We start from the raw sequence: 12,681 nt of genomic DNA, 5'->3' as shown, positions 1-12,681 counted from the left end.
TATATATGGAAGCAATATATTATGATGGAAAAACCAGCCAGCCTTATGATGCTCAAGTGAGTATTTCGGGTAATTCGTTGACAATCAGCTACGAAAATGGTCAGGTGATATGGAATATTTCGCAGATTGATTATAGTTCGTTTACTGGTAAAGGCAAAACAATGCTGAAATATGGTGAGTTTCCGCACCAATACCTCGAATTTCCTATTGATTCGCCACTTTTTGCGGCTTTAGAAAATTACCTGCCCAAACGCCGAGAAGGTTTTTGGGCATTTGCCAATGAACTGGCTGGTGCGGGTTTTCGAGGAGTGGTGATTACGATTGCCATTTTTGTGGCAATTACGGCAGGATTTTATTTTTTGTTACTTCCAAAAATTGCAGAGTATGCCGCTTCACAAATCCCGATGGAAGCCGAAGTAGAACTTGGAAAACAATTTTACGATAGTTTTGTAGGTGAAATGGAAGTAGATGAAGAACGCACCAAACAGCTACAAGCATTTGCCAAAAAGATTGATTTTCAGACAGAATACCCGCTCAAGTTTACAGTTGTGAAAGATAAACAAGTCAATGCTTTTGCTTTGCCAGGTGGCAATGTGGTGGTCTTTGATGCCATTCTTGAAAAAATTAAAACTCCTGAAGAATTAGCCGCTTTGCTCTCGCACGAGGTAACCCATGTAAAAGAACGTCATTCTTTGAAAGGGCTTGCCCGAAGTTTAGCCGGTTCAATGGTGGTATCGGTTGTAGTAGGCGATATGAACGCCATTGGTAATATTTTGGTGAGCCAAGCTCGTAATATTTATGAATTGGGTTTTACGAGAGACATGGAAAAAGAAGCCGATTTGGAAGGGCTTGAAATAATGTACCATAATAAACTCGACCCTGCGGGTATGATTCATTTGATGGAACGCCTACACGAAGAAGAAAAAAAATATGGGGTTGATAAAATGCCTGCTTACCTTAATTCTCATCCAATGACCAAAGAACGCATCGACTATATTTCAAAAGAATCCAGAGGCCATTCGGGAAAGAAAAATGTTGAGTTGGAAGAGATTTGGAAGAAAATTGAGAAATGAGTTAGGTTATGAAAAAAGATTGGATTTGGGAGTATTTGGATGAAAAACCTAAAAAGGTACTCGCATTTGCTGGTATTTATATCATTAGTGGTGCAAGTTTTGCATTATTTGAAATCTTTCAAAATGTGCAATATTCTTCCCTAAGTATTCTTTTATTATTTATACTGATGTCCTTAATTTTCGTATTTGCTCTTGTCACAGGAGTGATGTTGCTGAAAAAGAAAGGTTTAGGTATTGATTTCATGAAGGTGCTCATGGCTCTTCAAGTGTTAGGTTTACAAGCATTCGGATTTCAGTATTTTTTGTATTTGGGTGTAGTAGGTGGTGTGAACTATAATTGGGATGAAAGCAACGCATTTAATTTCTTTTTTAAAATGGGATTTATTGATTTCAATATTACACTCAATTACGATGAATACGGAGATGTAGGCTTTTTTATTAATATTATCCCAATCATATTTATTCGGTATTTATTAAAAATTGAAAATAAAGCCATAGAAAGAAGAGAATTAAGTTAACTTTAGCAACAATTTTAGAAAACAGCATTATTCAAATGTGGCATACCTGTCTATTCGCTGATTACAGGTGTGCCACATTTATTTTTCATTTCTCTTAATAATTCAAACAGCCTCTTTACGTTCTTTAAAAACAGGTAATATTTCCATGATATTACTTTGGCGATGCTGCAAACCCCACTCAATCATCGCTTCCAGTACGCTGTTTAGCTGTTTACCCGATTCTGTCAATTCGTATTCAACCGTTACGGGGGTAGTGTTATACACACTTCTGCTGATGATTCCATTGGCCTCTAAGTCTTTTAACTCTTGAGAAAGCATTCGGGGAGTTATTTTGCTTATTTCTCGCTCAATTTCTTTAAAACGTTTTTTCCCAAATAGCAATGCCCCAATAATCGGCATTTTCCACTTGCCTTGAAAGGCATTAAGGGTATCTTGAATGGCCAAAACATACGATGTTGGACATTTCTTTACATCTTCTAACTTTTTTAATATTTGCATCTTATTGATAATCAGATTACTATACTTTTTGATACTGATATACAAAAGTATATTGATATACTTTCAATAGCAAAGTTAGCATACATTTGTGCATCGAAAACAATTTTTAAACAAAATATTTATAAGACAATGATTTTAGTAACAGGTGCAACAGGACAATTAGGTGGTATAGTAGTTGAAAATTTATTAAAAAATACACCAGCCAACGAGATTGCGGTTTTGGTAAGAGATGAAAATAAAGCAGCTGACTTAAAAGCAAAAGGAGTAGAAATTAGAGTCGGAAGTTACTTCGATGAGGCTTCCTTGAAAACTGCATTACAAGGCATTGATAAGCTATTATTGATTTCATCGAATGATTTTAATGACCGTATTGGCCAACACAAAAATGTAGTTGATGCCGCTAAAAATGCAGGTGTAAAGCACATTTTCTATACTGGCGTAACGATGAAAGATATTGAAACTTCACCATTAAAACCACTTTTAGGCGACCATTACCAAACCGAAGATTATATTAAAGCAAGTGGTTTGACTTATACTTTCTTGCAAAATAGCCTTTATTTCGAGGTTATTCCGATGTTTGTTGGGGCGGGCGTACTCGAAACTGGTATTTTCTTCCCAGCGGGTGATGGCAAAGTTGCTTTTGCAGCACGTCAGGATTTAGGTGAAGCTATAGCTATAATTTTAAGCACCGAAGGACACGAAAACAAGACTTATAATTTGACGGGTTCGGAGGCTTATTCGTTTGCTGAAATTGCCGAAGAACTTTCAAGCCTTACAGGAAAAACAGTGGCTTATACAAGCCCAGAACCAGCCGCTTTTGAAGGAATGTTAAAACAGTTTGGTTTGCCCGAAGGAATCGTTGTGATGTCGGTATTATTTGCAGCGGGTATCAAAAACAATGATTTCAGCTCACCAAGTGGTACTCTGGAGCAGTTTTTAGGTCGTAAGACTACTGATTTAAAGGCCTTCTTACATGCTACTTATGCGGCTTAATTTGGCTTGTATCTTGTAGGTTTCCTTGAAAACTCTTACATTTATCATAACCTTGTGGGTTGCAGAAACCCGCAAGGTATTAGGGCTTAAATCAGAAACCAATGGAACGTAAAGAATTTCTCCAATCACTTTTAGCTTTTTCTACCGTGGGAACATTGAGCAGTTTTAAAAATTTTACAGATACCCTTCCGACTCAGAGTAAACGGATGCCAGTTTTGTTTACTTCTCATGGCAGTCCGATGGATATTCCGCTTTCAAAAGATGAGCGTCCGTTTTGGAATGCTCTTTATCATTTAGGGACAGATTTACAGAAAAAATATGAAGTAAAAGCCGCTTTGGTAGTTTCGGCTCACTGGTGTTCTCGTGGCACTTTCGTGAATATTTCGCCCGAACAAAAGCAGATTTATGATTATTATGGTTTTCCGAAGCATTATTACGACCCAAAATATCAGGCAAAAGGTGCTCCTGAGATTGCCAAGGAAGTAACCAAAATTATTCCAACAATCAATGAAACTACCGAATGGGGACTCGACCACGGTGCATGGCCAATGCTCATGCACTTGTTTCCCGATGCCAATATTCCAGTTTTTCAGATGAGTATTAGCTATTATGAGTCGCCGCAGTATCATTATGAACTGGGGAAACAACTCAAGTCATTGCGTGAAAAAGGTGTTTTGATTATCGGAAGTGGCTCGTTGATTCATAATTTGCAAATTATTGGTCAGAAAATGAGTACGGGCGATATGACCCCGTTTGGCTGGGAACCCGAATACGATGCTTGGATAAAGAAACAAATTGACGACCGCAATGTAGCCAACGTAATCAACTACGAAACAAGCCACAAGCTTGGAAAAATGGCTGCTCCAACACCTGACCATTTTGTGCCAGTTTTGTACAGCTTAGGATTGATGGATACGAAGGATGAACTCAATTATTTCTATGAAGGAAAACCAAATCTACCAGCTTTCAGCGAGCGAAGTTTTATTTTTAGTTGATTTTTGATGATAATCTATAAAAAAAAGCTGCATTCACTTCCAAATGAATGCAGCTTTTTTGTCATTACTGACCGTTTTTAATCAAGCACTGGTTCAGCTACTTTTTTTACCTTTTTCTTACCATTTGTCAATCTTAAAACCCTGTTTTTCAAAGATTCGATAATCATATACATCGAAGGAACTAAGAATAAAGTTAGGAAAAGCGAGCTTGTAAGACCACCGATAATTACCCAAGCCATACCATTTTTCACTTCTGCACCTGAGCCAGATGCCAAAGCGATTGGCAACATACCCGCAATCATGGCGATGGTTGTCATCAAGATTGGGCGTAAACGCTCTTTTCCCGCTTCAACGAGAGCTTCTTTTACCGACATTCCTTGTTCTTTGAGATGGTTTGTAAAGTCAACGATAAGAATACCGTTTTTGGCTACCAAACCTAAGAGCATAATTAGACCAACGATGGCAAAAATTGTCAAAGATTCCATCGTAAGAGCCAAGGCCAATAAGGCACCAATTAAGGCAACTGGAATCGAGAAAAGCACCACAAACGGATAAACTACACTTTCGTAAAGAGCAACCATAATGAGGTAAACCAACAGAATGCCCAGTCCGAAAGCCAATCCTAAGCTACCGAAAGCATCTTTTTGGCGTTGTGCTTCTCCTTGATATTCAATCACGATGCCGTCTGGTACTTTGAGTTTGGCTACTTCTTTCTGAATATCGGCCACAACCGTACCTGTTGCACGTCCAACCGTTGAGGCCGTAACTTTAATTGAATTCATGCGGTCAGAACGCTCCAAAATTGCTTGCCCAACAATTTCGCTTACATCGGCAATATCTTTCAATTTTACGATTGCTCCACGATTAGTGCGAAGCGTCAATTCTCTTATATTTTCGATTGAACGTTTATCTGATTTTTCGAGTGAAATATTGATTGGATATTCTTCGCCCGCTTGTTTGAATTTCGATTGGTCGTTTCCTCTGAAAGCCAACTGAATTGCACCACCAACTTCTGGTACACTCAAGCCTGCTTGCGAAATTTTATCACGATTTAATTGAATCGAAATCTCAGTTTTTGGGCTTTTCGTACTAAACTCTACGTAATCTGTTCCAGCAGTTTTTTTCACCACTTCTTTTATATCTTTGGCTACGGCCTTGATTTTATCCATATCTACACCTTTGATGGCAATCTGAATCGGAGCTTCACTACCGCCTGTGATACTTACTGGACGAATCACCACTTTGACACCTGGAATTTTGGCTACCTCATTTCTAATCATATTTCCAAAGGCATCGGTCGAAAGCTTACGTTTTTGTTTATCAACGAGTGTTACCGAAATTTCTGAGATATTTGAATTAGAACTTCCCGAACCCATCGCACCAGTTTGTGTACCGATATTGGCAAAAACTTTCTCAACTTCTGGTTTTTGAAGGAGCAATTCTTCCACTTTTTTAGTCATAAGGTTAGTTTGGGCCAGTGGCGTTTGAGGCGACATTTCGAGTTGAATTGCAAATTCGCCACGGTCTCCCGAGCCAGCAAAAGCCGTTCCGATGAAACCCGCTGGTAATAAAGAAACCGAACCCACAAACATGGCCAATATTACTATCAAAACCCAACGTTTATGATTTAAAGCCCAACCTAACATTTTGCCGTAGTCTGCTTGTAAACCATTTAAAAAACGTTCAAAAGCTAAGTTGATTCTGCCCCAAAGGCTATTTTTACTTAAAACCTCAACCTTTCCCCATTTCGAAGCCAAAAGTGGTGTAAGCGTAAACGAAACCAACAAACTCATGAGTGTAGAGAAAACTACTACCAATGAAAATTCACGCAAGATATTTCCAATCAAACCACCACTCATTGACAAAGGCAAAAATACTACGACGTCAACTAAGGTAATGGCAAGGGCTGTAAAACCAATTTCCTGACGACCTTCGATGGCGGCTTGAACTTTGTTTCTGCCCATTTCGAGGTAGCGATAAATATTTTCCAAAACCACAATACTATCATCGACCAAGATACCTACTACCAATGAAAGCCCCATTAAGGTCATTAAGTTGAGTGAAAATCCGAAGACATACATCAAAATAAAAGTTGGAATCATGGCCGAAGGAATGGCCACCAACACAAACATGGAACTACGGAAACTATGTAAAAAGAATAGCATCACGGCTGCCACGATGATAATTGCCAAGAATAAATCATGCACAACGGCATCGGCCGAAGCGAGTGTATAAATTGATTGGTCGGCCGCAATATCATAGTTAAAACCTTTTGAAGTGTAAGTAGCTTTGATGTTTTTCAAAGTCTCTTTTACCGATTTACTCACATCTACGGCGTTGGCATCGGCCTGTTTTACGATTTCGATACCAATACCCGCCCGCCCATTATTTCGGTTGAGCGTTTTTGCTTCGGTTTGTCCGTCGGTGATAATGGCAAGGTCTTTCAATAAAACTCGGCTACCATCTACGTTTTGGCGAATAATTAAATTACGTAATTCATCGACTTTGACTAATTTGGCGTCAAGTCTAATCGAAACTCGGTTGTTTTCGCTCAAAACACTACCCGCAGGAAACGAACTATTGCTGTTGGCAATCATCTGATTGACTTGTGCCGACGAAATATTATAGGCTTGAAGCTTCGTATTATCTAAGTTTACTTGAATTTCACGCTCGCTTCCACCGATAAGCCTTACCGTACCGACACCCGCTACATTTGATAAAACAGGCTTGATTTTTTGGTCGATTAAATCGTAAAGTTCTGGCTCCGACATATTGGCCGAGGCACTGATACGAAGTACAGGAATCTCGTCAGTATTAAAACGATTGACCACTGGGTCGTCGGCATCATCGGGTAATGTTGACTTGATTTGGTTGATTTTTCGTTCGGCGTCACGTTGAGCATCAAGTGTATTGATACCAGATTTGAGCTGAACCGTTACGATTGAAACTCCTTCTGATGAAATCGAAGAAATTTTATCTATACCCTCGATGGCCGAAATGGCTTCTTCGATGGGTTTTGTTACTACATTCTGAATCTCGTCAGAAGATGCACCACGATAAACGGTTTGTACCATAATTACGTTGGCTTCAAACTTAGGCAATAAATTGTAGTTTAATTGCTTATAGCTTATAAAACCAAACAAAATCAAGGTCACAAAAAACACCGTAATCAGCAATGGGCGTTTGATTGATATTTCGGTTATTGACATTTTCTTTTGATAGTTATTTGTTGACTGGTTGACTGGGGAACTGGTTATTTGTTATTGGTTGACTTGTTATTGGTTACTGGTTGGTTCTTGAAATTTATATCTAATAACAAGTTCACTAATAACCAGTAATTAATTCCCCAATAACCAATTACTTATTTGATGTTTTAATAATACTGCTGCCGTCGGTCAAGTTGATTTGGCCGCTTGTTACTACTTCTTCACCTGCTTGTAAGCCTGCAATAACTTCGATGTTTTCACCGATTTCACGTCCAACCGTAATTTTCTGAATCACGGCTGTGTTGTTTTTCACTACATACACATACGGGTTCTTGATGCCTTCTACTAAAGCGAGTTTTGGTATCTGTAAAACCTTAGCTTTTCCGCCTAAATCGAAACCTACCATTACGTAAGTTCCTGCACGTAAAGCATTGGTATTCAACTGTAATTCTACTTTGTAATTATGATTCTCATCGCCTTTTGGAGAAATAAACTTCACATTTCCGTTAAATGATTTACTCGGAAAAATGTCAGTCGTAATGGTTGCAGCTTGACCCAAACGAAGTTGGTAAACGTCTTTTTCATTGACAAAAACAACGGCTTTCAAATGCACATCATCAACTACAGTTGCAATTACTGTTCCCGGACTTACAAATTCACCTGCCATCAATTTGCGAGAAGTAACGATGCCGCTAATTGGCGAAACAATGTTGCCATCGGCAATTTGTTGTTTCACTTGTTCCATCTGCAAACGAAGATTTTCGATGTCATATTTGCCATTTACTACGCTTAGTTCGGTTCCTGCATTACCTTTCAATAAATCTTCGTTACGTTGTAAATCTCTTTCGAGTTTGCTTAGTGTGAGTTCGTTCGCTTTTAAATTCAATACTTTTAATCTTGAATCAAGGCTGCCGATTACTTGTCCTTTGGCAACTCTCGAACCTACTTCGATTGAAAGTTTTTCGATTTTTCCTTGTACGCCAATGGCAATCGTGGCTTCGTTGTTGAGTTCCAAATTGGCTGGTAAAACAACTTTTCCATCGTATTCTTTAAATTCGGCAGCGGTTGTGGCCACGGCTATTGGCATTTTTGAGCGGTCAACAACTACTTTGTTTGCTTCGATTTTCTTCTTGTTTTTGGCAAGTGTGAATGTAATGAAGCCAATCAGTGCTACGAGTGATATGGTGAGAATGAGCGACTTTTTCATTGATATTTTTTATTAAAATTGATTAATGTAGTTTTTTAGATTTCCTTTAGATTTTTCGTATTCGAGCCTTGTTCCCAAGAAATTAATGAGCGAGTTTACATAGTTGCTTTGGGCTTCTTTGTAAGAATAATCGGCATTGAGCAAGTCAGAGAGCATCGAAACTCCTTTTTGGTATTCGACACTGCTACTTTCAAAAACTTCTTTGGCAAATGTTAGATTTTCTTTGTTGATTTTTAGGTCAGTTTGTGCTTTTAGTAGAAGGGAGGCTGAATTTTGAAATGCTAAGTTCATATTCTCTGTACTTAGTTTCAGATTTGTACGGGCGTTCAATAAGCTAATTTCGCTTTGTTTCAATTGGCTATTTTTGCGATAACCGCTAAAAATTGGTACGTTTACTTTCAAACCAATCGACGAAAAATCAATCCAATTGGTGAATGATTTGCCAAAATCATTACCAAAGCTCATCACACCATATCGACCGTACATCGAAACTGTTGGCATAAAAGCGGCTTGTTTACGCTTCACATCGAGTTCTTGCAAGAGAATGTTATTGCTCTGAATCTTGTAGTCCAAAATTCCATTCACATCGAGTGAATTTTCTCTTTCGATTTGCGTTAAGCCTTCATAATTTATGCTTTCTAAAACACTAATATCTTCACCGAGCGACATCCCGATTACATTTTTCAGGCGATTCAAAGCCACTGCTTTGTTGGCTTGAATGATTGATTTTTGTGAAAGAATGTTATTCAACGTCGATTTCGTACGGTCATATTCGGTTTTCTTGATTACGCCTTTGTCGAGTCTTAGTTTTAAAATATCGAGCAACTCACGGTATTTTTTCTCATTTTCAAGCGTGATTTTTTCTTGCTCTACATACACCAATACTTGAAAATAAGCATTGGCTGTGTTGTAAATCAGATTATCCTGCGTTTGTTCTTTTCTCAAAGCTGCCAACTGATTATTGGGTTCGGCTGCTTTCAAGCCCAACAACATTGATTTATCATAAATCACTTGGTCGAGTTGGGCGGTTGCGTTTGTATTGTACTGATTACCAAACTGCACACGAATTTCGTTCGGACTAAAGGCTCCCGCAGGAATAACCGACACCTGACGCTTGAGGTTATCATCAAAACCAACGTTGACGTTTACCTGTGGCAAATAGCCCGACAATGCTTCTTTTTCCTTTTCTTTAGCTGCCAAAATTTCGTTATTGGCAATGGTATTACTTAAATGATTTTTGAGAGCGAAATCAACACAGCTTTTTAGCGATAGAGGCGTATTTGCCTGTTGCCCAAAAGTTGTAATGGTACTGACTTGTAAAATCACATAAATCCAAAAACTTGTTTTTTTCATTTGTTATTTAAATTGAATTATTCTTATATAAAGTTGATTTTAATATAGTTGACTTGTCAACTATTTGAGCAAAAAAATTATCTTTCGGCGTTTTCTTTAAGTTTCGATAAGACTTGCTTGAAAATCAATAACTCGGCATCTGATATTCCTTTAAGTATCGAATCGCTCATTTTATCTAAAATCGCCTTGCATTCATCTAATTTACTGCTACCAAGTTCAGTAAGTACGATATATTTTTTACGTCGGTCGTTGGCATCATTGATGCGTTGTACAAAACCTTTTGCCTCCATTTGGTCAATATGACGCATAATTCCCGATTTATCGAGTTGTAGAATTTCGGCTAATTCGGTTTGTATTGAATCTTCTTTTGAAGAAATAATTTTCAATAAATGAAATTGCTCAGGCGAAAGCTCTAAACCACCGTTTTCAAACGCTAAAGCCGTGGCTTTATGCAAGGCTCGAATAGTACTACCAAATATAAATTGCAATGAATCTTTATCTAATTCCATAAACGTTGATTTTGATATAGTTGATAAGTCAACTAATTGATAACGAAAAAAGTTTCAATAGTCACTGAAAAAATCTGTAATTATTCACATTATGTAGAAACAATTATGCTAAAACTTTGAAAAGTACAGAAAAACAAGGGCCAATAAATTTTTTATGATTCAAGAAAACAAACGCAAACGTTTGCAAAGGGTATTAGGGCAAAAATGGGGGTTTTGGCTCATAACAAAGTTTTTGAGAATCATTTTTTTAGCTACATTTGCTACGAAAAGGTAAACAAAATCTTGAAAAGTAAATATTCAAATACCGACGAACAATTACTTTGGCAATCTTTCAAACAAGGAGATGCCAAGGCGTTTGAGCAGTTGTATAACCGATATTTTAAGATTTTAGGCTCTTACGGACTCCGCCTAAGTACTGATACTACACTCGTAGAAGATGCCATTCATGATGTATTTATTGAGCTTTGGCGAAGAAGAGAATATCTGAGCGATGTCGATAATTTGAAATTCTATCTTTTTAGGGCTTTACGCAACCAGTTTCACGGAAACCTGAAACAAGATATGTTAGATAAAAACGAAGACATCAACCAGTTTTTGGATTATCTAAGCACTATTTCGTCTGAACAAGAAATCATCGTTAGCGAAGAAACACAGCTTAAAGCTCAGAGGATTGAAAAGGCCATAAGCAAATTGAGCAACCGTGGAGCCGAAGCAATTAATCTGCGTTTTTATCAAGGTCTAAGCCTCGACGAAACCTCCGAAATTATGCAGACTCCCAAACAAGTAGTTAAAAATCTTCTCTCAAAGTCAATTGCCATTCTTCGTGTTTCGCTCAAGAAAGTAGTCTCGTTGGCTATTTTTATGAGTTTATTTCAGTAACAATTTATTTGGTTAATCTATTAATTTACAGAGCGTAGTGGTGTATCGCATACGCCCACGTTGCATTGTGGTAAGCATGGGCGTATGCGATACGCCACTATATATTATTAAATAACTTTCCTGTAAGATTAATTTGCTTATAATCAGTGGCTTATGTTTGAGTGATAATTTCTGCCGAAAAAAAATATAAATTTTTGGTTACTTTTTTTAATTTTTCTCACCTATATAATTGAAGCCGTAGTAGCTTTTATTAAAGATGACTAATCAGTTTAAAAATATACAAGACTTTCTCAACGATGATGATTTCGTTGCGTGGGTTTTGCATACACAAAACGATTCTTTTTGGCAGAAATTCCTTTTAGAAAACCCCGAAAAACAACCGATGATTCAAGAAGCCAAACAACTTCTTGAAGAAATTAGAGCTTTTGAGGCAAATCAACCTACTAAACTTAATCAGAGTAGGGTTTGGGCAAAATTGAAGGAGTCGATGCAAGAAGAAGCAGAAATAGATACCCCTAAATTCCGCATACTTCACTCGCAGGTGTTCCGTTGGGCAGCGAGCGTGATTTTTATCTTGGGTTTTATTGGAACATATTTTTGGCTGAGTGAGCCGAAAAACGTTTCGTACAATTCGTTGGTTTCTTCGATTGAAGAAAAACAGTTGTGGGTAGAATACATCAACGATAAAGCCACACCAAAAACTATTAGTTTGGAAGATGGTAGTTCGGTGATTTTGGAAAAAAATAGTAAGATAAGCGTGCCGAAGCAATTTGATGCGGATAAACGAACGGTGATTTTGAGTGGTGAGGCATTTTTTGAGATTGCTAAAAATCCTCGCCGACCATTTTATGTTTATGCCAACGAGGTAATAACGAAGGTTTTAGGTACGAGTTTTCGGGTGCGAGCCTTTGAAGATGACAAGAAAATCACTGTGAAAGTAAAAACTGGTAAGGTTTCGGTTTTTAGTCAGAACAAACATTTGCTCAATACGCCCGAATCGAAAGGTTTGATTTTGCTTCCAAATCAGCAGGCAATTTATAATCGGCCAACTGATGTACTGAGCAAGCATTTAGTAGAAACCCCCATGCCGCTCCCGACCAACGACGCTACTGCTCTTCCCGAATATTTTGATGAACAGCCAGTGTCGAATATCTTGGAAGTGATTGAGCGACGGTACGGTGTGAAGATTATTTTTGATGAAGAACTTTTGTCTCGTTGTGTCATCACGACCCGCCTTCGTGATGAATCTTTGTATGAACAACTCGATTTGATTTGTACCATTATCGGAGCAACTTATAAAGAAGTTGATGCACAAATCGTTTTCGAGTCGGAAGGATGCCAATAATGTAAGTATTAAACCTATTAATCATTTAAACCAAAAACAGAACCGACCAAGAAAAACCCTTAATTTACTCGACAATTCCCTTGATTTTTTATTAAAGAGGTAAAG

11 protein-coding genes are annotated in these 12,681 nt (G+C 37.9%); 6 read left to right on the top strand and 5 right to left on the bottom strand.

Going from position 1 to position 12,681, the window contains the following annotated elements:
• Positions 1-5 precede the first annotated feature (5 nt).
• A complete protein-coding gene (locus tag IEX65_RS12830) occupies positions 6-1,073 on the top strand; it encodes a M48 family metallopeptidase (RefSeq protein WP_188766480.1) in 1,068 nt (355 codons plus the stop codon).
• An 8-nt stretch (positions 1,074-1,081) separates the two neighbouring features.
• Complete coding sequence (locus IEX65_RS12825; RefSeq protein ID WP_188766479.1) at positions 1,082-1,591, top strand: hypothetical protein; 510 nt, start codon at positions 1,082-1,084, stop codon at positions 1,589-1,591.
• Positions 1,592-1,693: 102 nt separating this feature from the next.
• Here IEX65_RS12825 and IEX65_RS12820 read toward each other — a convergent pair whose 3' ends face one another.
• Positions 1,694-2,089, bottom strand: a complete 396-nt coding sequence (locus tag IEX65_RS12820; RefSeq protein WP_188766478.1) for a winged helix-turn-helix transcriptional regulator — start codon at positions 2,087-2,089, stop codon at positions 1,694-1,696.
• A 129-nt stretch (positions 2,090-2,218) separates the two neighbouring features.
• Between IEX65_RS12820 and IEX65_RS12815 the strand changes: the two genes are divergently transcribed.
• A complete protein-coding gene (locus IEX65_RS12815; protein WP_188766477.1) occupies positions 2,219-3,082 on the top strand; it encodes an SDR family oxidoreductase in 864 nt (287 codons plus the stop codon).
• Positions 3,083-3,183: 101 nt separating this feature from the next.
• Positions 3,184-4,077 (top strand): dioxygenase family protein, encoded by an 894-nt coding sequence (locus tag IEX65_RS12810; protein ID WP_188766476.1) that lies wholly within the window; start codon positions 3,184-3,186, stop codon positions 4,075-4,077.
• 77 nt (positions 4,078-4,154) lie between these two features.
• Here IEX65_RS12810 and IEX65_RS12805 read toward each other — a convergent pair whose 3' ends face one another.
• The 4 genes from IEX65_RS12805 to IEX65_RS12790 form a co-directional block, all read right to left on the bottom strand.
• Entirely contained in the window at positions 4,155-7,286 is a 3,132-nt protein-coding gene (locus IEX65_RS12805; protein ID WP_188766475.1) for an efflux RND transporter permease subunit, read from the bottom strand.
• Positions 7,287-7,434: 148 nt separating this feature from the next.
• Positions 7,435-8,490: an efflux RND transporter periplasmic adaptor subunit gene (locus IEX65_RS12800; RefSeq protein ID WP_188766474.1), complete on the bottom strand. Its 1,056-nt coding sequence runs from the start codon at positions 8,488-8,490 to the stop codon at positions 7,435-7,437.
• A 12-nt stretch (positions 8,491-8,502) separates the two neighbouring features.
• Positions 8,503-9,843 carry a TolC family protein gene (locus tag IEX65_RS12795; protein WP_188766473.1) on the bottom strand — a complete coding sequence of 447 codons (1,341 nt, stop codon included), beginning with the start codon at positions 9,841-9,843 and terminating at the stop codon, positions 8,503-8,505.
• Between the two features lie 77 nt (positions 9,844-9,920).
• Positions 9,921-10,352 (bottom strand): MarR family winged helix-turn-helix transcriptional regulator, encoded by a 432-nt coding sequence (locus IEX65_RS12790; RefSeq protein ID WP_188766472.1) that lies wholly within the window; start codon positions 10,350-10,352, stop codon positions 9,921-9,923.
• Positions 10,353-10,565: 213 nt separating this feature from the next.
• On the opposite strand from IEX65_RS12790, the gene IEX65_RS12785 reads away from it, so the two are divergent.
• Together IEX65_RS12785 and IEX65_RS12780 are read left to right on the top strand one after the other, a co-directional pair.
• Positions 10,566-11,231, top strand: coding sequence for an RNA polymerase sigma factor (locus IEX65_RS12785; RefSeq protein WP_229250661.1), 666 nt, complete (start codon positions 10,566-10,568; stop codon positions 11,229-11,231).
• 256 nt (positions 11,232-11,487) lie between these two features.
• Positions 11,488-12,576, top strand: a complete 1,089-nt coding sequence (locus IEX65_RS12780; RefSeq protein ID WP_188766470.1) for a FecR family protein — start codon at positions 11,488-11,490, stop codon at positions 12,574-12,576.
• Positions 12,577-12,681 lie beyond the last annotated feature (105 nt).

It is taken from the genome of Emticicia aquatilis (genome assembly GCF_014644295.1).
Lineage (GTDB): Bacteria > Bacteroidota > Bacteroidia > Cytophagales > Spirosomataceae > Emticicia > Emticicia aquatilis.
Note: the sequence above shows the minus strand (reverse complement) of the source record. Positions and strands in the feature narration are given on the sequence as shown.